Below are 24645 nucleotides of genomic sequence, written 5' to 3'. Positions count from 1 at the left end.
CCAAACCCCTTTTTACTCGATTGTCTCTTTCTTTACTTTACTATGGCGGTCTTTTTGACGGCAAACGAAAACCCTCCCGAAAAGGAGGGCAGTCTTTATTGATTCAATATTTTTTCCACACGCTCCCGCATCTGCGGCACGCTTAATCCGATAATTACCTGAAACGCCTTCCCGTTCCTGACAACGCCGTGTGCGCCAAGCGCGCGGAATACGCTGTCGGGTTCAACCTTTGTTTCATCCTTGACACTGACTCTGAGGCGGGTGGCGCAGTTTGTGACTTCAGTGATGTTGTCTTTTCCGCCCAGCGCTTCAATATACAGAAAAGCGGTGTCATCAGCCGTTTCAGCAGCGGAGGCCGTTTCATCCTTGTTTTTTCGTTCTCTGTATTCCTTTTTCGAATATAGCTTTGTTTCCTGCTGTTCATCCTTTTCCCGTCCTGGTGTAGCGATATTGAATTTGAGGATTAAAAATCTGAAGACGAAAAAATAAATTGCTGTAAACGAGAGCCCGATCAAAATTTGATACACATATGTCATACCGTGGCTGCCAAAGAGCGGAATCCAGTTCAAGGTTACCGCCTCAATCAGTCCGCCTCCCATATTTCCGACGACGCCGGCCATATACATAACTGTCGACATTGTGGCGGCAAGCACGGCGTGAACCGCAAATAAGAAAGGTGAAATGAATAAGAACGTAAACTCAATCGGCTCTGTAATACCGGCGACAATCGCTGTCAGTGTGACAGGAATCAGCAGCCCTGCGACGAGTTTTTTCTTTTCCTTTTTGGCTGTCACATAAAAAGCCAGGGCGATACCCGGAATACCGAAGATTTTCGAGTTGCCGTGAAGCGCGAATCCGCCTTGCGGAAAGAGCTCCTTCAGCGGTTTGGCGCTTTGCGAATATTCGCCGAGATGCTGTGCCCAATACGTGACGATCCCGCCTTCCGCTACAGCCGGGCCATAAATAAACGGCGTGTAAATAAAGTGATGAAGGCCGGTCGGAATTAAAATCCGTTCCAAAAACGTGTATATCCAAACGCCCACCGCCCCAGAAGCAACCAGGAAGCTTTGAAGCGAGCCGATTCCCGATTGAACCATCGGCCAAATATAAGACACAGCCAACGCAATTGGGATCATAATAAAGAAGGAAATCATCACGATATATGTTGAGCCTTGAAAGATGCCGAGAAAATCGGGCAGTTTTTTATCAAAATAGCGATTATGCAAAAAGACGACAATCGAAGAAATAAAGATGGCTCCGATGATGTTGGTATCGAGCGTTTTTATGCCCGCAATCATCGTTAACCCGCTCGTTCCGCCGACCTCTTGATTCATGTCGACGCCAAATGCTCCTCCCCATACCGTCAATATCGCGCTGACAAAATAGTTGAATGTCAGGTAGACAGTAAGCGCTTCCAAACAGGCGCGTGCCTGAGCTTTCTTCGCCAAAGCAACCGGGATGCCAATGGCGAATAAGAGCGGCATTTGGTTAAAAACAGTCCAGCCGCCCTGCTCAATGATATACCAGCACTGATACCAAAAACCGTCAGGATCGGCGAGCGGTCCCATGAGGGTTTTATTTTTAAAGAGCGTGCTGATACCGACGATAATGCCGGCGAACGCGAATAATAAAACAGGCACAAACATCGCGCTTCCAAAGCGCTGAATTTTTTGCATCATACCAGAACCCCCTGCTACTCATTGTCATTTTTTTCTGCCTCTTTGTAATCAACATATGCGCGGAACAATGCTTCGCCAACGAGAAAAAACGGTGCAAAAGCGACAATTTCCGTTCTATCGCTTAATGTCACAGGTTTGCTTGTCGCATAAAGATTATGCGGAGTCAGCTGGGCGAGGACATTGTTTTTTAAATTCGTAATGGAAATAAAGGGAATACCCTTTGCAGAAAGCATTCTTGCCTGAGGAATCAGCTCCGGTGTTTCTCCGGAAAGAGAAATGATGATAAACAGATCGTTCACTTTAAAATCATCGCGCATCAAATTAAATTCATTTGTGTCTTCAATCAAAATAAGATAGCGATGGCGCGGAATAAACATTCTTTGCAGGTCGCGGGCGCATATCTTTTGCGCATTTCCAGAACCGTAGACGAAAATGCGGTCAGCTGCATCAATCAGCTGGCACATGTCCGTCATGTCCTTTGTCCGTAAAAACTTCAAATTTGCTTCAATATCATCAAGCAGCTTTTCAAAACTCATACTCTCGCCTTCTTCCGGCTGATCTTCCCACTTTAAAAAGACGCGAAATTCACTGTAACCGCTGAAACCGAGCTTTTGGGCAAGCCGTAAAATTGAGGAACGCGATACACTGCAAGCTTTGGCCAGCGCGTCGATTCCAAGGTGATAGCATGTGTGCTTATGATTCAATATATATTTTAAAATATGAAAATCGTTGTCATTCAATTTGCTGTAGTGCTGATTGATCAGTTCTTCGAGCTGCATATCAGATCCCCCCATTTTCTTTCTATTATATACAATTACAGATTCGAAAATGGGGGAATTTCATTTATGATATGCGGGTTGGGCTTTGATCAAGCTCAGGCCAGAAGTCTTTGTTGGCCTCCACTAAATCCTCAAGAATGAGTCTTGCCACACGCGCGTTCGGCACTGTTTTTGACAGGATCAGCGCCTGCCACAGCTTTTGGAACGATTTCTCTGCCCACGCTTCAACAGTCAGCTTCTCAACGGATACCTGCTGCTCCATGAGCCCTTTCTGGAATTGCGGAATGGTGCCAACGGTAATCGGTTCAGGTCCATTTGAGCCGACGATGCATGGCACCTCAACCATCGCAGTCGGGTCAAAGTTCGCAATTGCACCGTTATTTTCAACAATCAACAGCATTCTTTCACCTGTGTTGTAGGCAATCGCCCGGGCAAGATCAACGATATACGATGCGTGGTCATCGATTTTAATTTCGCTGTTTTCCGAGGACTGTTCACGTGTGATCATGTCACATTGGCTGAAAATAAAAGCTTCGCGCCCTTCCATGACTTCATTCGCCCGCGTATGATTCGGATTTGATTTTTTCACCATATCATCTGGGAACAAATAATATTGCAAATACGTATTCGGCAGTGTGTCAGGATCTGCAGCCTGCACGTCACGCGCTTTGGCGAACGTGTCATTCCAGCTTGCCTCCACAGCTTCAGCCTCTGTTTTCGGAATATAACCGTATTGGGATACATGTTCCTTCAGCTTCGGCATTAAATCGTTGCCCTCTTGATCCTGAATCGATGTCCACCAGCCGAAATGATTCAATCCGTAATAGCGGACCTTCATTTCTTTTCTTGAGGATAAGCCAAGAATTTGCGCCATCCGGTCTTCGATCCCAACCGGCATATCACAGATATTGAGAATTTTAGAATTCGGTCTAAGGCGTCTCGTAGCTTCAGCCACAATTGCCGCCGGATTGGAATAATTGAGCATCCACGCATCAGGCGAGTATTTTTCCATGTAATCTAATATTTCAAGCACACCGCCGATCGAACGCATACCGTATGCGATCCCGCCCGGCCCGCACGTCTCCTGGCCGACAACTCCGTACTTTAACGGAATTTGCTCATCAAGCGCGCGCATCGCGTATTTCCCTACTCTGATGTGCGCCATAACAAAATCGACATCTGTAAAAGCTTCTTCCGGGTCAGTCGTCGCTGCAAATTCAATATCCGGCGCTTTTTCTCTGATAAAAACGTCACAGGCGCCTGCAATTCGATCCTGTCTCTCCTTATCATTATCATACAGCTTCAGCTTTCTGATCGGAAACTCCTCCAAATGGTCCAAGAGCATGAGTACGATCCCTGGAGTGAAAGTGCTCCCTCCGCCCGCTATTACGATTGAGAATGATTTTTTCTTCATATGACGACCTCCTTGATAACGTTTACAATTCCATTTATACCATGAGATAGCTCGTCCCGTAACACGTTTGGCGCACTTAGGTCATTTGATCAACTTTAGTGTTTTTTCCCATAGAGCGGGAAATTTCTCATTTGCCTTATGTCTGAGAGATTTGGTTTTTTTACCTTTTTTGTAATCTTAAAGTCTCACCAACTGTGAATTTTAAGTGAATATACGCCCTTCCAATTCTTATGAAAAGGTTCTTTTGTACGATTCGGATACATGCCGAATTATTTATAATCATTTATATAAAACATCCAATTGTGCGTGAATTTAGAAAAGGCAGGGGACAAAAGTTGGACTCATATAAAGTCATTGAGCTGGCAAACAAGTATAGTGCGGCCGCAGAAGAGGTCAGAAGCTCCAAAATGCTGCTTGAATCCCGGTTATCTGCATTGGGAGATGCTTGGCAGGGCAAAGCAAGAGATTCGTTTGACCAGGATTTCGAGGAAACGAAAGCCGCCTACGATCAATTCGAACAGGAGCTGCTTGAAACAAGCCAAGAGCTGAAGGCTGCCGCTGTCAAAATAGAAGAACGAAAAGCTGAAATTGCCAGAATGGAAGAACTGGAGCGTAAAGCAAGAGAGGAAAGACATAAACTCGGGAGGTGAACGGTGTGTCAGGAAACATTGCAGTTGATCCGGATAAGCTCGAACAGCTTGCAAATGATGTAGTCACTGAATTAACTGATATGGAAAACAAATATAAGGACCTGCATGTGGAGCTGGGGCAGATGATTTTGCAATGCGATCCCCGCTACAGCAGCTGTTTTTCTGGAGTGGGCGATGCGTGGAGCTCAGGAAAGGCGCTCGTCACTAAGCTGAGTGACAATGAGATTTTCATCAGAAAAACAGGCGATAAATTTGTGGAACAAGATGATATTTTGCGAAAGCTCTACAATGCCTACGACAAATACGGTACGATGACAAGCTTAACCGCTCTTATGCTGACGCAGGGAAAATATTACGGATTAGGGCTTACGAAATTTGTGAAACAACCAAGCGGCTTGCATACAGCCCAGCACTCAAAACTGCTCTTGGATATTTCCAGGGCCGTTGACAGCTCACGTTATCAAAAAGCGGCAAGAGTGCTTTTGAATCCTAAATATTTGTTGAAAAAGACAAACCGTCCATTTTCAGATTTGGTACATAAAAAGTTTACAAAATACTTTCCTCAGGACACGGTGGATTTTTCAAACAGCGTCAGAAGCTACACAAAAGGATTTCTTAATGAAGCCGGCGTACGCTCCACTTTGAAGGATGTGGGAAAAACGGGCTTGAGATTCGCGAAAGGAAATGCCATTACCGCCACACTGATTACCGGAGCGACCGAAACATTCGGAGCAGGCGTGAAAATTGCTGAAAATTATGCAAAATACCAGGATAAACCGGAAGTTCTCAAGCGTGAAAACGCCAAGGCCGTCGGGAATGCTGTGAATAATACGATTTTTGTTGCCGGCGGTGCCACAGCTGGTGCTGTCATCGGCGGTGCAATCGGAAGCTTTGCAGGACCTGTGGGTACTGTCCTTCTTGGGGCAGCAGGTTCATACATTGGCGGAGTCGTCGGAGAACAAATCGCCAAATATACAGCCGGTTTTGCTGAAAAAGCAGCCTTAAAGCTGAAAGAACCGATCCATGCTGTTGTTGATACAGCCAAAAAAGGGCTGGAATCAGCCGGCAAAGTCGTCAAATCAGTGAATGACGGCATAGATGCGGCGAATAAATCGATACATAAAGGGATAGACAGCGCGAAAAAAGGAATGGAAAAAGCAAAGAAAACAGCGGATTCGCTTATACACGGCGCAACCCATTTCCTTAAAGGGAAATTTTCATTTGGATAGGAGAATAAACAATGAAGCAGTTTACAATTAGCATAGAAGAACTCTTGTTTTGCTTTTACAGCGAAGGGTTTTTTGAACAGGGAATGGCCTTGAAGCAGGCCTATTTTCCGGAAATAGAAGATGAACAGCTCGGCGCCTTATTTGAAGCCGCGTGCCGCTCACTCTTAGCCAAGGATGCAGCGGAATATCGGAACCATCAATATCGGTTAAAGGACGAGTACTGTCCGTTTATCCATGTATTAAACGACGCTGACTATACAGTGAAGCTTTCTAAATTTAACGGGCAAGGTGCCGAACAGAATGTGTCATGCCATGTATCAAAATTCGGCACCTACTCTCACGAACTCCTTTTTGATGAACAAGTCCATCGCATTACAAAAATGGAATCAAGTGAAGGGTTACTTGCTAAGACAGATGAGTTTTTACATATAATAGATACAGAGGATAAAAGAGAATCGATTGTAACATTGACATCAAATGAATTTGAAAAACTCTTGGAGGGCGCTTCAGACAACCCTTCATATCTAAAAGAGTTCCTTGAAAAACATGACCACCAAGAGGACGTTACCCGATTTGCAAATGATCTGGCTTTGCGGAAAGGGAAAATGGATACACTTATGCGTCTGGCATATGGAAAAGATAACACTCCTGAAGTGGCTGACATGGCATTCGTCCTGCCGGGGGCCCACCATACTTGGCTTGTCACAGGCATCACCCAGAATGAATTTTCTATCCTCCCTGCTCATAAGGATGTTGTAAATCAAATCATTTCAAAATGATAAGAATTGAATTAACAAAAGGAGAAAAGCATTGAAAAACCAAGAAATCATTGAAGTCAAAAGCAAAATGTTCCTGAGAATATGGGCTTTTGTCGGATCTGCCGGTATGGGATTAGCATGTTTGTGGCTCTTTTATATGGGTATTACGTTTCAAACGAAATATTACCTATTAGCCATTCCTGCTGGCTTTCTGTTCACCTTGTTTTGTTTATATTTATTTATCATCTTCTTTCCGGCTTTCACCCCGCGGGGAAATACCATTTTCCGCATCAAGACAGGAAAAAATGGAGAAGTGTTCACTGACAAAGTGTCTGTTACGTTTACTGATATCAAGAAAATTGAGATGAGCCGCCATAAATTTAGTCTAAAAGGAATCTTCCAAGAAGATATATTGATCCAAACCGTGGATCAGAAGACCATTCGCATTCCCACTTGGAACATCATTCCGAATCCGTTGTTTTTCGAAGCGGTTGAACGCTATATCCTTCCACATCTGAATGAAGAGGCGAAAAGCAATTGGATCGGACAGTTTACAGACATCCAACGCAGTGCGTATTTGAAGGAATTTGAGAATCATCCGAAGCTTTAGGGGCAGCACATGATTGAAGTAAAAAGCATGATGTTTCTAAGGGCTTGGCTGTTCCTCGCTACAGGGGGCGCCTTTATTGTGGGAGTCTGGCTGGTGTCTGAAGCCCTCACGTTTGAATCTAAATATGCCCTGCTTTATTTGGGCGGCGGATTACTGGCGATGATTTATGGATTGATCACATTCTTTATGGCTTTTCCTGCGTTCACAAGCCGTGGAAATGTCATTTTCACCATAAAGACCGGACCTAGTGGCGAAATCTTCTTGAGAAAGCGCAGCGTGCTGTTTTCCGAGGTGAAGCGGCTTTATATGGGACGCCATCAATACAGTTTGAAAGGGATCTTTTTTGAGGATATTATCATCGAGAAAACAGACGGCAAAATCGTTCGAATCCCGACCTGGAACATCATCACGAATCCGCTGTTTTTCGAAGCGGTTGAACGCTATATCCTTCCCCATTTGAATGAAGAGGCTCAAAACAATTGGATCAGCCAATTTACAGAGGTTCAGCGAAAAGCGTATTTGAAGGAATTTGAGAATCATCCGAAGCTTTAAAAGCTCTCCTCCTCTATAATGAAAGATAAATGCAAATTGAGGAGTGCTCATGATGCTGATTACCATTCTTTTATTTCTCGCGGCAGGGCTTGCTGAAATTGGCGGCGGATATCTGGTTTGGCTATGGCTGAGAGAGGCAAAGCCAGCTGGCTACGGAATCGCCGGGGCGCTGATCCTCATTGTATACGGCATTCTTCCGACGTTTCAGTCCTTCCCATCTTTCGGCCGTGTATACGCCGCTTATGGCGGAGTATTCATCGTGCTTGCGGTCCTGTGGGGATGGCTTGTTGACCGGAAAACACCTGATCTGTATGACTGGATCGGCGCATTCATTTGTCTCATCGGTGTCTGTGTTATTTTATTTGCGCCGCGCGGATAACAAAATGGCCTGCTTATGAAGCGGGCCATTTTTGTTTAATCCTCTTTTAAGCTGTTCAGCTGCACTTCATGCTCCTCTTGCGGTTCGTCAAGCGGATAAATTCTTGCTGTTCCAGTTTCTTCATTTACGTGCTGAATGTAAATAGGAACGCCGTTATATGTTACTTTCTTCATGTCGGGAGATTCTACAATTTCTTTCGCCCTTTGAATATTCATCGTAACACCCTCCTTCAATACATAACGTTTCCATTTCCTGAAGGAAGTATGCTTTATGATTCAGCGGACAAGTTGAATTTTTTCAGGCGTTTGTAGAAAGTGCTTCGGGGGATCCCGCTGATTTTTGCGGCTTGAGAGACGTTTCCTTTTGCAGATTCAAGCGCTTTGATCATCATATCCTTTTGGATTTGCTCACGAAAAGTAAGCACGCCGGCAGCAGCCGGCTTTTTTTCTGCAGAGCTGGCCGGCAATCCAGCGGCTTCCAGTAAAGCGGGAAGCGATTCATCTCTCAGCCGGCCGTCCGGAAATCTGATAGAAAGACGTTCAAACACATTAAACAGCTCGCGGATATTCCCCGGCCACTTCCATTGCTTCAGCACATTACAAAAATCAGAAGGAAGATCGCCTGGCCAATGATTCTTCTGTTTGTAGTACTCAAAGAGATCCGGGATATCCTCGGTGCGATCGCGTAATGGAGGGAGTTCAATTGGATAGACATGAAGACGGTAAAACAAGTCCTCTCTGATTTTTCCGTTTTCGGCAAGCTCGCGTAAATCACAATGTGTGGCGGCAATAACTCTGATATCAACCGGAATTTCTTTCGTCCCGCCGATTGGCGTTATCTTGCGTTCCTGAAGCACCCGTAAAAGTGCAACCTGCATCGAGTGGGAAATTTCTCCGATTTCATCTAAAAATAATGTGCCTTGATTCGCTTTTTGAAAGGCGCCTTTATAGCCATTTCGTTTCGCTCCCGTAAAAGCGCCCTCTGCATATCCGAACAGTTCGCTTTCAATCAAATCAGACGGAATCGCTCCGCAATTGACAGCAACAAACGGACCGTGCCGTCTCTCACTGTTCTCATGAAGCGCGCGAGCCGCGACCTCCTTCCCCGTACCCGTTTCACCCGACAAACAGACCGATGCATCCGTCGCAGCTGCTCGTTCAAGGTGCATCAGCATCGCTTGCGATCGGCCGCTTTGCCCGATCACTCCATTGAATCGAAACGCCTTCTTTTTCTTTTGTTCCGAAAGATAAAAACAAGTGCCGCCATCTCCTATGGTGACAGCATTTTCGATTGAATAGCCCCGTTCCTTCAACTCGTACAGGTGCCGGCCCTGCCAATCCGGCATTGAGGTTCGAATCGGCATGCTCGCACTGATGATGTGCTGCTTGGTATTACAGAGCACCATCGGCACACTGGATGCAGCTCTCTCCCCAAAACGGCTGATCAGCTCCAGCTCTTTCTCACGGCTTTTAGCTGCGAGTTCCCGTTCAGCGGCATAGGCAATCGCCGTGGCAATACCAAGCATATGAGGATGCGCGCCTGCCGCCGGGCATGATATGTCAATTACACCCGCAAGGCTGCCATCCTCATGGTGAATCGGAGCAGCTGAACAGTTCCAAAGATGGGAAGCGATAGAGTAATGCTCTGATCCTTGTATTGCAACCGGCTCGCTGATGTGGAGCGCCGTGCCAATCGCATTTGTTCCGACAGCCGTTTCTGTCCAGCATGCCCCTTCGACGAAATTGATGCGTTTGGCTTCATAGAGCGCGCGCGGATGGCCGTCCAATGCCAGAACAACACCGTCTGAATCAATTAACAGCGCCATCATTTCCATTTCTTTTATGGCAGGCAGCAGTTTTTCGAGGTAAGGCTTTGCGGTCGTCAAGAAGAATGAATGTTTTTTTGACTGCTGATCCAGCTCCGTTTGCTGTAAAACCTTCGGGCCTTTTTCTAAATAAGGATTGACCTCAGCTTTTTTGCAGCGATGCCATGACTCTGCAATCCGTTTTCTTAATCGGGCTTCGTCAAGCACACCGTCTTTCACAAAACGTTTCCAGGTTTGCAAATCGTTTGGGACCGAATTCATTTCCTTGATCGCTCCTCCCTTACACGCCGTTTTCATCTATTGTAGGGGAAAAATAAAGCGCTTTCAACAATAAAAAAGCAGGCGCCTTATATCCATGCGCCTGCTTTTTCCTTTATTATGCATGTACCGCAAGGCCGATCGTGCTTAACAGCGCCTCATGCAATGTTTCCGATAAAGTCGGATGGGCGGCGATAAAATGCTCCGCCATATCTGCCGTCATCTCACCATTCATGATCGCTGCCGCTTGGCCGATGAGCTCGGTTACATCCGGGCCAATCATCGAGACACCCACGATTTCGCCGAATTCCGGTTCAGCCATGATTTTGACCTTTCCTTCCGCTTGCTGTTTAATGAGCGCCTTGCCGTTTGCGGAAAATGAAAATTCGCCGATCTTCACATCCCCGTATATGCTTCTTGCCTGTCGTTCTGTCATTCCGATACACGCGATTTCCGGGGACGTATAGATGCAGCGCGGCACATGTTTCTCATTGATTTTGACATCCCTTCCGGAAGCATGAGAAGCAGCGATGATGCCCTCATGGAAAGCGGCATGCGCGAGCTGAATGCCCCCTATAGCATCTCCGCACGCGTAAATATGAGGCACGTTCGTCTGCATGTGCCCATTCACCGGAATGCCCTTTGGAGAAAAATCAACTCCGGCCTGTTCCAGCTGCAATCCGTCAAGACGGGGTTTTCTGCCGATCGCCACCAGCACATAATCGGCCTTCGTTTTAAACTCTCGCTGACCGCTTTTCCATATTGCCGTTTTGGCCGTTTGATCCACCCGCCCTAATCTGGATGAAGTATGCACTTCGACACCGTCTTCCTCAAGTTTCTCCTGAAAGAGACGGGCAATATCTTCATCTTCAGCCGGGATCAGCCGGTCCGCTGTTTCAATGATGGTCACCTGCGATCCCAATCTGGCGAACAGCCCTGCATACTCACACCCGATGACACCGCCGCCGACAATGACTAGTGAAGACGGAATCTCGGAAAGAGAAAGCGCGTCTTTGCTGTCGAGGATCCATTCGCCGTCAAATGGGGCAAAAGGCAGCTCGATTGGCTCTGACCCGGAGGCAATCAATACTTGGTCCGCCTCTCTGATTTCTTTTCCGTTTTCTCCTTCGATCAAGAGCTTTCTTTCAGAAAGAAAGGAGGCTGTTCCCTTTACAACCTGTATTTGATTTTTCTTCATTAGGTACTGAACGCCTTGGACAAGCTGACTGACAACCTGTTGTTTTCGGCTTTGCATTTTACTCCAATCGACTGATATCGCACCTGCCGGAAGTTCGATTCCAAAGCTGTCGGCATGCTTGATTTTATCAAGAACGTTTGCGCTTTCTAACAAAGACTTTGTCGGGATGCAGCCTTCATTCAGGCAGGTCCCCCCAAGCTTGCCTTTGTCAATGAGCAGCACGTTTCTGCCCTGCTGTGCCGCGGAAACCGCAGCCGCATAGCCTGCAGGTCCGCCGCCGATAATGGCTAATGTCATGTCGTTTTCACCTGCTTTTCCTATAAAATTAATGCTGCGGGTTCTTCCAAATATGTTTTCATCGCCTTCAGGAATGCAGCGGCAGGGGCGCCGTCACACGCTCTGTGATCAAATGTCAGGCTGAGTGGCAGGATCGTGCTTCTGACGATCTCCTCCCCTTGATACACCGGTGTGTCATAGCTTGCTCCGATGCCGAGAATGCCTGTTTCCGGCGGATTTAGTATCGGTGTGAAATGCTCAACTCCAAACGCGCCAAGGTTTGTAATGGAGAAAGTAGATCCTTGCAGTTCTTCGCTTCCCGCACGTCCCTCGCGTGCTTTTTTGGCATTTTCTGAGATGGATTGAGCCAGTTCAATCAGCGATAGCTTTTCAGCATGGCGGATGACAGGCACCACTAAGCCATTTTCCAAGGCTACAGCCATACCAAGGTGCACATGGGGATGTGTGATGATGCGCTCATTTTGATAAAAGCTGTTCAGCACAGGGTGAGCTTGCAGAGCGAGAACGGCGGCTCTTGAGACAAAATGAGTGATCGTCAGTTTTGTGCCGTATCTCTCTTCCGCAGTTGGTGAAAGCTGTTTTTGAAGAGTGGCAAGCTTGGTGATATCAGCTTTCATCGTGATCGTCAGCTGCGCGCTGTTTGCCAGGCTTTCCTGCATTCGGGCAGCGATGACCTTTCTCATGCCTGTCACCGGGATTTCCTGCGCTTTCTGCTCCGAAACAGGCTTTGCTTGATCTTTTTTCTGTTCAGCAAGAGCCTTTGTTACGTCATCCTTCACGATTCGTCCGCCTGGTCCAGTTCCTTTCAGTTGTTTTAGGTCTAATCCTGCTTTTTCTGCTATTTTCCTGGCGACTGGAGATATTTTCATTCGATCTTTTTTGGAGGCTGCGGGTTTGTTTTCTTGTTTGACGGGCTGGACGGCTTGCGGCATATTGTCTTCAGCAACAGGCGCCCCCGCCTCTTCCTGCACCGACTCATTGGCGTCCCCGATATAGCAGATAGCTGTGCCGGGCGGAACCTCTTCTCCCTCTTTCACTTTGATATCGATCAGCGTTCCTTTTTCAGGCGCTTCGATCTCCATTTCAATTTTCTCCGATTGAATGCTGGCAATGCTTTCTCCCTTTTCAACCGGGTCGCCTACTTTTTTATTCCATATCGATACTTCCCCTTGTTTCATGGCCATTCCCAATTTTGGCATCACTACTTTTACCGCCATTTGTGTCCCCCCTTTAATTCAATGCCGGCTCGCCAAGCAATTCAAGCGTGACGCTGACAATTTTATCTGGTGTCGGCAAATATTGATCTTCAAGCACTGGTGAAAACGGAACCGGTGTATGCGGCGCTGTAATCCGTTTAATCGGCGCATCAAGCAAATCAAAGCCCTTGTCAGCGACAAGCGCAGCAATATCCGTGGCAATGCTGCATCGCGGATTGGCTTCATCAATGATGATCAGCCGGTTTGTTTTTTCTAACGATGTGAAAATCGCATCCTCATCCAGAGGAGACAGACTGCGGGGATCAAGGACCTCGGCTTCGATGCCCCTCTCTGAAAGCTGTGCAGCCGCTTCAAGCGCAGTATTGACCTGCTTGCCGACTGCAAAGAGCGTAACATCATTGCCTTCGCGTTTGATATCCGCTTTTCCGAGGGGAATTGTATAATAATCTTCCGGCACCTCGCCCTTCATGTTGTAGGACGTTTTGTCTTCAAAGAAAAACACCGGATCATTATCTTCTATTGCTGCAAGCAAAAGACCTTTGGCATCATACGGATTGGATGGAACAACTGTCTTCAGTCCAGGGATGCTCGTGAAAAGGCCATACAGCGATTGTGAATGCTGGGCAGCGGCCCGGAACCCTGCTCCGTATGTGGTGCGGACGGTAATCGGCACTTGCGCTTTTCCGCCGAACATATAACGGAATTTCGCCCCTTGGTTGATCACCTGATCAAAGCACGTGCCGATAAAATCGTTAAACATCAGCTCGGCAATCGGTCTCAAACCGGTTGATGCCGCAGCCATAGCCGCTCCCATATAGCCTGCCTCAGAAATCGGAGTGTCCAGCACTCTTGTACGCCCGAATTCCTGTACGAGTCCCTTTGTGACCCCTAATACACCGCCCCATGCTTCATCATCCTGCAAATGATCGACCGCCGCTCCCCCGGCGACATCCTCACCGATCAAAAGCACATTTTCGTCTTTTCTCATCGCAAGCTTCATTGCTTCATTGATCGCGTCTGACATGCTTATGACTCTCGCCATCTCTTACATTCCTCCTTTTTCATATGACACATACACATCTGTCAGCAGCTCCGAATCTTTTGGATATGGGCTGTCTTCGCTGAACGAGACGGCTTTTTCAATCGATTCGCTGACACGCTGTTCAATGTCTGACAGCTTATTAGCATCTGTTTCTTTTAAAAGGTAGTTTTTAAAACCTTGAATGGCATCTTTTTCTTCAAGGTGCTCAACTCTTTCATCCTTCGTTTTATAGGTTTGGGCATCTCCTTCGAAATGGCCGTAGTTTCTGTAGGTCATACATTCAATCAAAGACGGGCCGCCGCCGTTTCTTGCTCTTTCTATCGCTTCCTCGGCTGCCTGGTAAACTGCTAAAATATCTTTGCCGTCAACTGTAACCCCCGGCATGTTATAAGCAGCCGCCCGATCGGCGATTGAATCACAGGCTGATGCGTACTCAAATGGGGTAGCTTCGCCATAGCCGTTGTTTTCAGCAACAAATACGACAGGAAGGTTCCATACAGCCGCTAAATTCAGCCCTTCGTGGAAGGTACCTTGGTTATTTGCCCCGTCCCCGAAAAAGCAAACGCTTACATTTTTAGTCTGTTTATATTTAGCCGTGAGCGCTGATCCGCATGCGAGCGTAAAGCCGCCCCCGACGATTCCATTTGCGCCTAACATGCCTTTATCAAGATCCGCAATGTGCATAGAACCGCCCTTGCCTTTGCACAATCCGGTCGCTTTCCCGAAAATTTCCGCCATCATGCCGTCCAGGTCACAGCCTTTGGCGATACAATGTCCATGTCCCCTGTGGGTGCTTGTAATGCTGTCGCCATCATGTAAATGAGCGCACACCCCTACAGCCACGGCTTCCTCACCGGCATATAAATGAACGAATCCGGGAAGCACTCCCTGGGCGAACAGTTCATGCACTTTGTCTTCAAAGCCCCTGATCTCCAGCATCTTTTGGTACATCCACAGCGCTTTTTCCTCAGTTAATGACAAGCCTTCTCGTTTTAACAATTTCATTTTGTGCGCCTCCTTCTATTTAGGGTTCACCATTATAAATGCAAGAAGTGTGCCAGTCTTTTGAGCCCGTAAAATCAGTCTTCTCATCTTCACTTTGGAGACAGTTTGAGACGTGTGTCTCGTTTTGTCTCAAACTGATTCATTTGTCTCGTTTTACAGCATGCAAAAAAAAGACCGGATATCACCCGGCCTTTGACAATGATCGACGTATTTATTTCCTTGGAAATCTTTTTAACTTCCTAGTTCCTCTGCATCGTTTGACTGAATAGCTGCTTTTGAAAGAAAATCAATTGAATATTTGACATATCCAATACCGCCGTCCCCGTCCTTCTGCATACAGTCTATCGTGCCGTTTGAGTATGTATATCCCTTTTCATTAAGCGTTTTTCTGACCGTTTCCGCCATCTTTGCGGCATCTGTTTTTGATAACCCGCTGGCGTCTAACTGAATCGTCATGCTCATAGGCGCTTTTTCAGCCAGCTTTTTGTTCCATTTTGTATCTAACGTGAACTGTCCGTTTTCGATACTCAAAGCAGCATCAGCTTTTATAAATCGAGGAACCGCTTTTTTCAGATCTGCTTCGATTGCCTTCGTTGCTTCTTCATTTACATGTTTTGCTACTGATTCGGTATACGCTTCTTCAATTCCATCGCACGTTACTTTAGGATGCAGAAATCCCTTCGTACACATTGGGTAGCGATGAGATTGGGAGGTTGCTTCAAATACATATTCAGACGTTTTAGCGTTATATACCCCATTCGTGATCTTGATTTCTTTCTTAGGATAGGTTTGTTTCACATAAGACACTAGCTTCTGTTCTGCAGCATTTTTCGAAAATGGATCACCGAACCATACATGATAGATATATAGTCCGCATCCGAATAACACAATGGCAAGCAAGCCAAACACAAGTTTTTTCATGTTCCCACTCTTTTCCTCATATGTACGTGCTACAGTTCATGCTTTTCTTCAACAGCCCGGTTCAGCGCTTGGAGCATATAGCCTATGCCTTTGTATGATGATAGCGGCCAGCTGATATGCTGGTGTTCTCCGATGACGGCGTTTAGAACGCTTCGATATTTTTTTCCGCCAAGCATGACTAGCTCTTCGATATCAGAAAAGCCTTTTTCGTGAAATTGACGGCGCAGCTCGTCCGCTGTCATGATTTCCGGATGACCGGTGCCAAAAGTGACATCGTAATTTCCCGAAACGAGATCATCAGGGCGGAGGAACCCGTGCTTCGCCGACAAAATCACCCACTCATCGAAAAATGTTTTTGCATACCGCTCGCACGCCTGATGAAACGGGCTGAGATAAGCGTCCTCTGCTCTTACCGGCCCGGCATCAGGCTGGACATCCCAGATTTTTTTCTTGCCGCAGGGGATGATGCATAGCCGTTTCATTTTCCTCTCCCCCTTTATATGATATCTCCACTAAATATACCATTATTTTCTTACAATAAATTAGAGAAAAGACAGGCTGAGTAAAAGCTGCGTACAAAAAAGACCCGGATTTACCGAAAATCCAGGTTTATTTTAGTCAAGAATTGTGTAAAAATCCCTTTATTTTGTTAGCCTTTTTTGAATCAAGCACTGCTGTTACTCTATCCCATCAAGATACTTTCTCTCAAAGTCGTCGAGCAATGCACGCACTTCATCTGTTGACTTTGTGTTCATGCATTGATTTCTTAATTCACTTGCCCCTCGGAATCCGCGGAGATAAATCTTGAAAAAGCGAGGAAGAGGCTTGTATGGACGGGCTTCTTCTTTTGAATATTCATCATGGAGATCCAGATGCAGCCTTAAGAGATCAAGCAATTCCTTGCTGCTATGCTCTTTCGGCTCCTTTTCAAAAGCGAAAGGATTTGTAAAAATACCGCGCCCTATCATAATTCCATCGACGCCGTATTGTTCAGCAAGTTTCAAGCCAGTTTGACGGTCAGGAATATCCCCGTTTATTGTTAGCAATGTATCTGGTGCCACCTCGTCACGAAGTTTCTTAATCTCTGGGATGAGCTCCCAATGCGCATCTACTTTGCTCATTTCTGCCCTTGTACGCAGATGAATAGAAAGATTCGCAATATCCTGTTTCAAAATGTGTGTCAGCCACTCGCGCCATTCATCCACATCCGTGTATCCAAGTCTTGTCTTCACGCTTACAGGCAATCCCCCTGCTTTTGCAGCTTGTATTAATTCTGCCGCAACTGCAGGACGGCAAATAAGGCCGCTTCCCTTTCCATTCCCCGCCACATTAGGCACAGGGCAGCCCATATTGATATCTAGTCCTTTAAATCCTAACTCTGCCATGCCAATACTCATTTTACGGAAGTTTTCAGGCTTATCTCCCCATATATGGGCCACAATTGGCTGTTCATCCTCTGTAAAAGTCAAACGGCCGCGCACGCTATCCTTCCCATCCGGGTGGCAATAGCTCTCTGAGTTTGTGAACTCTGTAAAAAACACATCCGGTCTGCCTGCTTCACTTACTACATGCCGGAAAACAACATCTGTCACATCTTCCATTGGTGCCAGTACAAAAAACGGCCGTGGTAATTCACGCCAGAAATTTTCTGTCATAACAAAAATCAAATCCTTTCATTATGGGATACGGCTGAACCTTTATCCCAAATTAAAAACTGACCATGCTTCTTTTACACTTATCGCATGCGAAAGCATTTCTTATCAATCTATAGTAAATTTTGAAGATTTCACGTGGGATGATTATCTACCCTATTTTTTATATTCTGGTTAACTGGCGCTGACCTTCGTCTTTCTTAGTGGCCTTGCTTTTGAACTTTTTGGATAAAAAGGATTCCAACCTAAATAGAATATCATATGAGTTCTCCATATTACCAACGCAAAATAATTGCCCTGTTATTGAAGATAAGATATTTAACACTACACCATATCCGTATCTCTATATCATATTTGCGGAAAAACTAATAGAGATAAAGCAAATTGAGTTGGGGGTGGTATAACTGAGTACTCAAGAGAATGAAAAAACCTACTTAAGCTGCTACCACTTGTGAATCACATGGAGTAAAGAGGATGAGAAGAGAAAATAAACCCTTATTTAAAAGAATTCAAGAACTTCAATCTGAATCATTTGGGATTTGCTCATGATTTAGAAAATAACCAACGCAGCAAGTGGCAACCTACTATATATTTGTATAGGGTTATAATTCGGTAATCCTGATCCAGAACCATAAAATAGACTGCTGACTAAGTGTCGCAGTCTTCACTCATAAGATAATTAAGAAAGTGTACATTTTCTTTCATCATTAAATAAGGCATCAGAAGTTATTGCTTTAATTTCGAATATCCTTTGTTATCCCTGTAATTATTTGTATAATAGTGAAAACTCCCAAGAAAACAGTAATAATATTAAACCATGGATTATCATAGAATGAAAGATATGTTTGAAAGAAATCTAGTTCAACTATGTTTGCTGGGAATCCATTCATTTCTCTATACTTAGGACCCCATCCCGTTAATTCTACAAAATTAAAATAAAGCTGAGATACTAAAAATGCCAAAAATGTTTGAAACCAACTTCTTTTATATACTTTATCCATTTAATTATCCATTTCCTTCTCTGCAATACTTTTTAGCCAAGTGTCAATCTAAAATCATTATATTATGAAGCATGATTGTCGCAAGGATATAACCATTGTAGGTATTACTGTAATAGTTGTTATCGTCTCGGCACTATTATTTAATTGTTGTAGTGCTCATACGTTATGCATTTTAAAATGGGGTTGGCCATCATTTTCACCTCTTTCATTTATTACAATGTTTCAACTTTTTACATCGAATGACTCTTGAAATGATATACGCCATACTTTCCTTATATTCCTATCATCAATATTTCACACGTAATAACTGCAAGTCAATATATAATTTTACAAATTATGAAAATACATCTATGATTTTACATCATTCTACTCATGTATTTTAAACATACTGGGAGGATATTTTTCCGGTTAAATAACGCTTTTTTTCACCTGCTTTTCAACACGTTTTTTCAATTCTTTTCGCCAGTTAAAATAAAGATCTCCGCGAAAAGAAGGAAGATAAAATTGAGAACAGACCGTTAGGACAAGAGCTGCGCACGAAAAAGACCCGGAAATCGGAATTGTTTATTTTACCGAAATCCAGGTCTTATTAGGAAAACTATTTTATGACTGGGAAATGTTCTTTTTAGTTAGACGATTTTAATACAAGCCTCGCCACTGCTTCAACATGCGCCGTCTGCGGAAACATATCGACAGGCTGAATATAGTCCACGCGATAGTCCTTCGACAGCGTCTGCAAATCTTTCGCAAGCGTGGATGGATTGCAGGAAACGTAGACAAAGCGTTTCGGTTTGACTTTTTTGATCGTGTCCAAGAACGTGCTGTCACAGCCCGTTCTTGGCGGGTCTACAATGACGACGTCCGGGCGGAAGCCTTCTTTCGTCCATTTCGGGAGCCAGTGCTCGGCTGTTCCTGTTACGTATGTGGCATTTGCCATGCCGTGTTTTTTGGCGTTTTTCTTAGCATCGTCAATTGATTCCTTGATGACGTCCATGCCGCGGACTTCCTTCGCTCCGTCCGCAACCCACATGCCGATAGTGCCGACGCCGCAATACGCATCAACGACTTTTTCTTTTCCGGTCAGCTGCGCCGCTTTTTTCACTTCATCATACAGCTTGACGGTCTGTTCCGGATTGAGCTGGAAGAAAGCGCGGGCGCTCAATTCAAAAGATACGTCGCCGAGCACTTCTTGAATCACTGTTTTTCCGGCGAGCTGTTTTGTTTTCTCACCAAAAATCACTGAGGTTTTCGCCCCGTTTACATTCTGAATAATGGATTTGACCTCTGGCAATCGCTTTTGAATCGCTTTGACGATTTCTTCCTTGTGCGGAAGCGTTTCTTTTGCGGTTACAAGCACGACCTGCACTTCGCCTGTTTCAAAGCCGACTCTCGTCACGATCGTGCGAACGTCGCCTTTTCGTTTTCTTTCATTATAAACAGACACATTGAAGTCCTCTAAAATGCGGCGGACGATGCCTGTTGTTTTGTTCGTTGCCGGATGCTGAACGATACAGTCTTTAATCGGCACGATATCATGAGAATCAAGGCCGTATAAGCCGGCGATGATGCTGCCGCTTTGCGAGCGCCCGATCTGGAATTGGCTTTTATTGCGGTAATTCCACGGGTTGTCCATGCCAATCGTTTCTTTGATTTCCATGTTTTCAACTTTAAACTTCGTATGGCGTTCAAGAGACTGAATGACGATATCACGTTTTTCCCGAAGCTGCTGGCTGTATGCAAGGTGCTGAAGCTGACAGCCGCCGCATTGTTCATAAACAGGGCAAGGCGGTGCCACCCGGTGCTCAGATGCCTTGCGGATTTTCTTAATGCGGCCCTCCGAAAACTTCGGCTGGACCTTTGTGGCCTGCACAACAACTTCTTCGCCAGGAAGCGCGCCGGGCACGAAGACGACTTTTTTCTTAAAATAGCCAACACCTTCTCCGTTAATGCCGAGACGCTTAATCGTCAGCGGAAAAGTTTGTCCGACCTTCAGTTCGACGGGCGCCTGTTTCTTTTGTTGGTTCACGTTGTTCTCTCCGTTTCTATATGAAGCTTTCTGCGGATGGCAGAAAGTGAAATGGTTTTTTCACATCTTTCTAGTATAACACGTTTGCAGGATTTCCTTCATTGTCAGACGAATTATTCTATACTCCTCCACAAATACAAAGACGCATAGCTTAAATAAGGCTCCCACTCCTTGCTCATCGCCAGCATGACATCCTTTGCCGGCTTATCGTCCAGCTGAAAGTGGCGTTTGATGGCATTCTGGAGGCCGATATCGGCAAGCGGGAATAAATTGGGACGGCCAAGTCCGAACATGAGGACGTTTTGCACGGTCCACGGGCCGATACCCCTGATTTTGATCAGTTTCTTCATAATGTCTTCATCCGCCATATGCGGCAGCTCTGACAAGCTGAGTGTGCCTTCTGCGATCATCCTTGATGTATCAATGGTGTATTCCGCTTTTCTCATGCTGAATTGCAGATCACGCAGATCCTGATAATCGAGTTCCGCAATCGTTTCCGGCTTTGGATAGCACCACACGCCATCCTTCTGCTCGCCAAACGCATGAACAAACCGTTCTGTTAGCGTGTAAGCGAAGGAAAGATTAAGCTGCTGGTGGATAATGCATTTCATCATGCAGTTGTACACGCTGTAGTCCAGAACAAGCGGCGTCCCGGCATGCTCTTCAAAAATGGCGGACAGGCTCGTTTTTGAAAAATGATCCAGAACGTGCTGCAAATGATTTTCCCATTGAAAAATCCGCTTGATTTCCTTCATCATTTCTCCCTGATCCGTTTCCCCGCTGACGAGGAACTCAGGCTCGCCCGCATGGCCTAACGCCTGTACCTTTACAATACATACGTCCCCCGCTTGATTTCTGATTGGCACACGGACTTCCCTCGCCTCTCGATCAACAGCATTGAGGGGGTCTAAAGACAGCCTGTCCAGCACGCGGTCAAAATGATACGGAGGCGTGACAGATACTTTTTCCTTCCACATGAGATCCACCCTTTTTTCCGTTTTTGTTCAGTATAACATGCCGCTGGAATTAGGCAGAGAGTACCGTATACTTTTCTCATAAAGACCGCATGATATAATGGCAGGTGGAGGGTTGTTTATGATCAACATTACCGCAATCACAACAGAGCATCAGCTGCTGAAAAATATACCGATCGAACGAGTGGAACAGCCTGATATTGCATGGTACTGGGTTGATTTTTACGGCCCGGAGGATACGGAAACGGCGTTATTGAGAGATTTTTTTCATTTTCACCCGCTTGCCATTGAGGATTGCTTCCAGCATATGCAGCGGCCAAAGCTTGACCATTATGACGGCTATCGTTTTTACGTGATTCATGCGCTGAATAAGGAAACACTTGAGACGGAGGAAGTCGATATCTTTCAAGGCGAAAAATTTGTCGTCACCTTTCATTTACACGAAACGCCCGGTATCGCTAAAGTCCGGGAGCGTTTGTATGCTTCACCGGACATATTGAAAAAAGGGCCCGGGCATATTTCTTATATGATCATGGATCAGCTTGTTGATGAATATTTTCCTCTCGTGTATAAAATTGAAGACCGGCTGAATGAAATTGAAGAAAGCCGTCCCCACAAAACGTATGGAACGCTGATGAACGAGGTGTTTGATCTCAGAACAGACCTATTGCATTTGAGACGGACGATTATCCCGATGCGTGATTTGCTCTACCGGATTTTAAGCCTTGACCATGTGAAAGAGCAGCGGGAAACGAAAGCCTATTTCAGCGACATATATGATCATTTGTTAAAGTTGTCTGAAATTGTGGAATCCAACCGTGACATGACGTCCGACTTGCGTGACAGCTACGTGACGCTAAACTCAAACCGGATGAATGCGATTATGATGACACTGACGATCGTATCAACCATTTTCATCCCGCTCACCTTTATTGCCGGTGTATACGGTATGAACTTCGACTTTATGCCGGAGCTGCATTGGAAATACGGATATTTCGCTGTACTTGGCCTGATGGCCGCGCTTGTGATTGGAATGCTGATTTGGTTTGTACATAAAGGATGGTTCAATATTTTTAAATGAGGACAGCGAGCAGCTGTTCTTTTTTGTTGTAAGCCGATCGCTATGCATATTCTGTTCATATTGTTTATAATGGAAAAAATATTCAGGGAGTGATTAGATTGAAAATTGCTGTCATCGGACTCGGCAATATGGGACAGCCCATTGCCCGAAATGTTCTTCAAGCAGGCTACGAATTGACTGTCTATAACCGGACGAAACAAAAGACAGAAGACCTTGTCACAGAAGGCGCACAGGCAGCTGATACGCCGCGGCTGGCGGCAAAGTCCGCTGATATTGTCATCACAATGCTTGCAGATGATGATTCTGTCAGCACCGTGACATTCGGAGAAGACGGGCTGCTTGAAGGATTAGCAGAGAACGGCATACACATCTCGATGAGCACAATCAGTGTTGAGTTCTCAGAAAAGCTCGCAGCGGCTCATGCAGAGAAAGGACAATTTTTTCTCGCCGCTCCTGTCCTTGGCAGACCGGATGCCGCAGCCAAAGCCGCGCTCCGTATCATAACAGCCGGACCGGCGGAAGCAAAGCAAGCTGCCAAGCCTCTGCTCGACAGCCTGAGCCAGCAGATATTTGACGTCGGCGAAGAAAGCAAGACGGCAAATGCAGCCAAAATCAGCATTAATTTCTTGCTTGTGTCCATGCTGGAGGCGTTATCTGAATCCTTTTTAATGATGGAGAAATACGGCTTAGAACAAAAACAATTTTTAGAAATCGCCAGCGCGCTCTTTGGTTCTCCAGTCTATCAAAATTACGGAACCATTATGGCCGAGCAGAAATTTGAGCCGGCCGGCTTCAAAATGTCTTTAGGGCTGAAGGATACCAACCTGGCACTCGCCGCCGCAAAACGGGTTTCTGCAAATCTTCCTCTTGCCGAGCTGGCCAAGAGCCATTTTGAAAGCGGGATTGAGAAAGGCTTCGGGGATCTGGACTGGGCCGCACTGATTAAATGTATAAAATAAAGAAAAGCCTCTCCGTTTAAGGAGAGGTCTTTCTCTTTTACAAAGACGGCAGCCTCATTTCTTTCTCAAACATCAGATCATCAATGCTTTTAAAAGTGTAGCCCTGTTTTTTCAGATCTGTAATCGCGTCATCCAGCGCTTCTGCATTGTCCCTCGATACGGTGTGAAGCAGGTAAATGGCTCCCGGGTGCGCCTGCTTGATCATATGATCGTAGGCATATTTCTTTCCCTTTTGGTTGTTGATTTTCCAATCAACAAAAGCGACCGACCAGAAAACGGTTTGATAGCCGAGGCGTTTCGTTTCTTTCAGTACGTACTCACTGAACACGCCGCGCGGCGGACGCAAATACAGGTTGTCCTGCTTTCCCGTAATTTTATAAACCTCTTCGTTGACTGAATCAAGTTCATCCTGAATCTGATCAGCTGTTTTTGTCGTTAAATCCGGATGGTGAAAGGAATGATTGCCGATAATATGGCCCTCATCTGACATTCGTTTGATCAGCTGAGGCTGGTCCTTTACGAAATGCCCGGTGACAAAAAACGTTCCTGTTACGCGATGTTTTTTTAAGACATCAAGCACTTTTGGCGTATAGCCATTTTCATATCCGTTATCAAACGTTAAGTAAATCGTTTTTTCCTTTGTATTCCCTAAATAAAACGCGTCATATTTTTCAATTAAACTGTTCAGCTGCTTCCCGGCATCTGGCGGCTGATGATTGACACTTCGTTTAAAGCCCCAATTAATCGGCTCATTCGGCACCGCTTCCGCCTGTGCTGCACCTCCGGCAAGCAATACGGCGGCGCAGCATATTGAACACATCCACTTCATGGCCAGCGCTCCTTCTGCATTTTTTCTTATTTTACAGATAGAGACTTTGTTTTATACTGTTGCTTTATGCCAATAAAAAAACCGCGGCGGGCACGCGGTTTTATTCCCAATCTTTTTTAAAACGTTCGTATTTGGCTTCCAGGTCATCAAGCATGCTGATAAGCCTGTCTATATCTTCAACGTCGGTTGCTTCAGGGTCTAATGAATCGATGACGTTCATAAACATGTCAAGTCTGTTCTTTAAATAATCAATCTGCTGATCTTTATTGTTTACGGCGTTCCCCATTCTGTTCCTCCATTCATTTTTTAT

The 24645-nt window shown here is 45.6% G+C and carries 25 protein-coding genes; 8 read left to right on the top strand and 17 right to left on the bottom strand.

The annotated features are described in order from the left end of the window. Positions 1–95: 95 nt before the first annotated feature. The 3 genes from malP to malA all read right to left on the bottom strand — a co-directional run bounded on the left by malP (position 96) and on the right by malA (position 3872). Positions 96–1679 (bottom strand): phosphotransferase system (PTS) maltose-specific enzyme IICB component, encoded by a 1584-nt coding sequence (gene malP, locus BSU_08200; RefSeq protein NP_388701.1) that lies wholly within the window; start codon positions 1677–1679, stop codon positions 96–98. Positions 1680–1693: 14 nt separating this feature from the next. Beyond that, complete coding sequence (gene malR, locus BSU_08190) at positions 1694–2458, bottom strand: transcriptional activator of the Mal operon (RefSeq protein NP_388700.1); 765 nt, start codon at positions 2456–2458, stop codon at positions 1694–1696. A 64-nt stretch (positions 2459–2522) separates the two neighbouring features. Then, positions 2523–3872: a 6-phospho-alpha-glucosidase gene (gene malA / locus BSU_08180; RefSeq protein NP_388699.1), complete on the bottom strand. Its 1350-nt coding sequence runs from the start codon at positions 3870–3872 to the stop codon at positions 2523–2525. Positions 3873–4207: 335 nt separating this feature from the next. On the opposite strand from malA, the gene yfjA reads away from it, so the two are divergent. The 6 genes from yfjA (at position 4208) to yfjF (ending at position 8050) form a co-directional block, all read left to right on the top strand. Further along, a complete protein-coding gene (gene yfjA, locus BSU_08170) occupies positions 4208–4522 on the top strand; it encodes a hypothetical protein (RefSeq protein ID NP_388698.1) in 315 nt (104 codons plus the stop codon). Between the two features lie 5 nt (positions 4523–4527). Next, positions 4528–5751, top strand: coding sequence for a hypothetical protein (gene yfjB / locus BSU_08160; RefSeq protein NP_388697.1), 1224 nt, complete (start codon positions 4528–4530; stop codon positions 5749–5751). 11 nt (positions 5752–5762) lie between these two features. Beyond that, positions 5763–6530, top strand: coding sequence for a hypothetical protein (gene yfjC, locus BSU_08150; RefSeq protein ID NP_388696.1), 768 nt, complete (start codon positions 5763–5765; stop codon positions 6528–6530). A 31-nt stretch (positions 6531–6561) separates the two neighbouring features. Continuing rightward, positions 6562–7119 carry a putative integral inner membrane protein gene (yfjD, locus tag BSU_08140; protein NP_388695.1) on the top strand — a complete coding sequence of 186 codons (558 nt, stop codon included), beginning with the start codon at positions 6562–6564 and terminating at the stop codon, positions 7117–7119. 93 nt (positions 7120–7212) lie between these two features. Beyond that, positions 7213–7671 (top strand): putative integral inner membrane protein, encoded by a 459-nt coding sequence (gene yfjE, locus BSU_08130; RefSeq protein NP_388694.1) that lies wholly within the window; start codon positions 7213–7215, stop codon positions 7669–7671. Positions 7672–7720: 49 nt separating this feature from the next. Beyond that, entirely contained in the window at positions 7721–8050 is a 330-nt protein-coding gene (gene yfjF / locus BSU_08120; protein NP_388693.1) for a hypothetical protein, read from the top strand. Positions 8051–8085: 35 nt separating this feature from the next. On the opposite strand, the gene sspH is transcribed toward yfjF, so the two are convergent. From sspH to yfjP, 12 genes are all read right to left on the bottom strand, one after another. Continuing rightward, positions 8086–8265, bottom strand: coding sequence for a small acid-soluble spore protein (gene sspH / locus BSU_08110; RefSeq protein NP_388692.1), 180 nt, complete (start codon positions 8263–8265; stop codon positions 8086–8088). A 53-nt stretch (positions 8266–8318) separates the two neighbouring features. Beyond that, positions 8319–10136, bottom strand: a complete 1818-nt coding sequence (gene acoR / locus BSU_08100; RefSeq protein NP_388691.1) for a transcriptional regulator (AcoR-acetoin) — start codon at positions 10134–10136, stop codon at positions 8319–8321. 115 nt (positions 10137–10251) lie between these two features. Continuing rightward, on the bottom strand, positions 10252–11628 hold the full coding sequence (acoL, locus tag BSU_08090; RefSeq protein NP_388690.1) for an acetoin dehydrogenase E3 component (dihydrolipoamide dehydrogenase): 1377 nt from the start codon (positions 11626–11628) through the stop codon (positions 10252–10254). A gap of 20 nt (positions 11629–11648) precedes the next feature. Continuing rightward, the gene (gene acoC / locus BSU_08080; protein NP_388689.1) at positions 11649–12845 is read right to left on the bottom strand and encodes an acetoin dehydrogenase E2 component (dihydrolipoamide acetyltransferase); all 1197 of its coding nucleotides are present in this window, start codon (positions 12843–12845) and stop codon (positions 11649–11651) included. Positions 12846–12858: 13 nt separating this feature from the next. Beyond that, entirely contained in the window at positions 12859–13887 is a 1029-nt protein-coding gene (gene acoB, locus BSU_08070; RefSeq protein ID NP_388688.1) for an acetoin dehydrogenase E1 component (TPP-dependent beta subunit), read from the bottom strand. A gap of 3 nt (positions 13888–13890) precedes the next feature. Then, complete coding sequence (acoA, locus tag BSU_08060) at positions 13891–14892, bottom strand: acetoin dehydrogenase E1 component (TPP-dependent alpha subunit) (protein ID NP_388687.1); 1002 nt, start codon at positions 14890–14892, stop codon at positions 13891–13893. Between the two features lie 231 nt (positions 14893–15123). Continuing rightward, the gene (gene yfjL / locus BSU_08050) at positions 15124–15813 is read right to left on the bottom strand and encodes a hypothetical protein (protein NP_388686.1); all 690 of its coding nucleotides are present in this window, start codon (positions 15811–15813) and stop codon (positions 15124–15126) included. 29 nt (positions 15814–15842) lie between these two features. Next, a complete protein-coding gene (gene yfjM / locus BSU_08040) occupies positions 15843–16295 on the bottom strand; it encodes a hypothetical protein (protein NP_388685.1) in 453 nt (150 codons plus the stop codon). Between the two features lie 195 nt (positions 16296–16490). Further along, positions 16491–17468, bottom strand: coding sequence for a tRNA-dihydrouridine synthase 2 (gene dusC, locus BSU_08030; protein NP_388684.1), 978 nt, complete (start codon positions 17466–17468; stop codon positions 16491–16493). A gap of 731 nt (positions 17469–18199) precedes the next feature. Continuing rightward, complete coding sequence (gene yfzA / locus BSU_08029) at positions 18200–18466, bottom strand: hypothetical protein (RefSeq protein YP_003097694.1); 267 nt, start codon at positions 18464–18466, stop codon at positions 18200–18202. 625 nt (positions 18467–19091) lie between these two features. Then, positions 19092–20492, bottom strand: coding sequence for a putative RNA methyltransferase (yfjO, locus tag BSU_08020; protein ID NP_388683.1), 1401 nt, complete (start codon positions 20490–20492; stop codon positions 19092–19094). 113 nt (positions 20493–20605) lie between these two features. Next, on the bottom strand, positions 20606–21469 hold the full coding sequence (yfjP, locus tag BSU_08010) for a putative DNA-3-methyladenine glycosylase (RefSeq protein NP_388682.1): 864 nt from the start codon (positions 21467–21469) through the stop codon (positions 20606–20608). Between the two features lie 118 nt (positions 21470–21587). Between yfjP and yfjQ the strand changes: the two genes are divergently transcribed. Beyond that, on the top strand, positions 21588–22547 hold the full coding sequence (gene yfjQ, locus BSU_08000) for a divalent cation (octahedral coordination) transporter (RefSeq protein NP_388681.1): 960 nt from the start codon (positions 21588–21590) through the stop codon (positions 22545–22547). A 98-nt stretch (positions 22548–22645) separates the two neighbouring features. Further along, positions 22646–23506 carry a putative beta-hydroxyacid dehydrogenase gene (yfjR, locus tag BSU_07990; RefSeq protein NP_388680.2) on the top strand — a complete coding sequence of 287 codons (861 nt, stop codon included), beginning with the start codon at positions 22646–22648 and terminating at the stop codon, positions 23504–23506. 37 nt (positions 23507–23543) lie between these two features. On the opposite strand, the gene pdaA is transcribed toward yfjR, so the two are convergent. Together pdaA and yfjT are read right to left on the bottom strand one after the other, a co-directional pair. Next, positions 23544–24335 carry an exported peptidoglycan N-acetylmuramic acid deacetylase gene (gene pdaA, locus BSU_07980; protein ID NP_388679.1) on the bottom strand — a complete coding sequence of 264 codons (792 nt, stop codon included), beginning with the start codon at positions 24333–24335 and terminating at the stop codon, positions 23544–23546. A gap of 100 nt (positions 24336–24435) precedes the next feature. Then, entirely contained in the window at positions 24436–24621 is a 186-nt protein-coding gene (yfjT, locus tag BSU_07970; protein ID NP_388678.1) for a hypothetical protein, read from the bottom strand. Positions 24622–24645 lie beyond the last annotated feature (24 nt).

This window comes from Bacillus subtilis subsp. subtilis str. 168 (genome assembly GCF_000009045.1).
Classification (GTDB): Bacteria; Bacillota; Bacilli; order Bacillales; family Bacillaceae; genus Bacillus; species Bacillus subtilis.
Note: the sequence above shows the minus strand (reverse complement) of the source record. Positions and strands in the feature narration are given on the sequence as shown.

Coding starts and splice junctions, on each gene's coding strand:
- malP (NP_388701.1), bottom strand. CDS start 1,679: ATGATGCAAAAAATTCAGCGCTTTGGAAGCGCGATGTTTGTGCCTGTT.
- malR (NP_388700.1), bottom strand. CDS start 2,458: ATGCAGCTCGAAGAACTGATCAATCAGCACTACAGCAAATTGAATGAC.
- malA (NP_388699.1), bottom strand. CDS start 3,872: ATGAAGAAAAAATCATTCTCAATCGTAATAGCGGGCGGAGGGAGCACT.
- yfjC (NP_388696.1), top strand. CDS start 5,763: ATGAAGCAGTTTACAATTAGCATAGAAGAACTCTTGTTTTGCTTTTAC.
- yfjF (NP_388693.1), top strand. CDS start 7,721: ATGATGCTGATTACCATTCTTTTATTTCTCGCGGCAGGGCTTGCTGAA.
- sspH (NP_388692.1), bottom strand. CDS start 8,265: ATGAATATTCAAAGGGCGAAAGAAATTGTAGAATCTCCCGACATGAAG.
- acoR (NP_388691.1), bottom strand. CDS start 10,136: ATGAATTCGGTCCCAAACGATTTGCAAACCTGGAAACGTTTTGTGAAA.
- acoL (NP_388690.1), bottom strand. CDS start 11,628: ATGACATTAGCCATTATCGGCGGCGGACCTGCAGGCTATGCGGCTGCG.
- acoC (NP_388689.1), bottom strand. CDS start 12,845: ATGGCGGTAAAAGTAGTGATGCCAAAATTGGGAATGGCCATGAAACAA.
- acoB (NP_388688.1), bottom strand. CDS start 13,887: ATGGCGAGAGTCATAAGCATGTCAGACGCGATCAATGAAGCAATGAAG.
- acoA (NP_388687.1), bottom strand. CDS start 14,892: ATGAAATTGTTAAAACGAGAAGGCTTGTCATTAACTGAGGAAAAAGCG.
- yfjL (NP_388686.1), bottom strand. CDS start 15,813: ATGAAAAAACTTGTGTTTGGCTTGCTTGCCATTGTGTTATTCGGATGC.
- yfjM (NP_388685.1), bottom strand. CDS start 16,295: ATGAAACGGCTATGCATCATCCCCTGCGGCAAGAAAAAAATCTGGGAT.
- dusC (NP_388684.1), bottom strand. CDS start 17,468: ATGACAGAAAATTTCTGGCGTGAATTACCACGGCCGTTTTTTGTACTG.
- yfzA (YP_003097694.1), bottom strand. CDS start 18,466: ATGGATAAAGTATATAAAAGAAGTTGGTTTCAAACATTTTTGGCATTT.
- yfjP (NP_388682.1), bottom strand. CDS start 21,469: ATGTGGAAGGAAAAAGTATCTGTCACGCCTCCGTATCATTTTGACCGC.
- yfjQ (NP_388681.1), top strand. CDS start 21,588: ATGATCAACATTACCGCAATCACAACAGAGCATCAGCTGCTGAAAAAT.
- pdaA (NP_388679.1), bottom strand. CDS start 24,335: ATGAAGTGGATGTGTTCAATATGCTGCGCCGCCGTATTGCTTGCCGGA.
- yfjT (NP_388678.1), bottom strand. CDS start 24,621: ATGGGGAACGCCGTAAACAATAAAGATCAGCAGATTGATTATTTAAAG.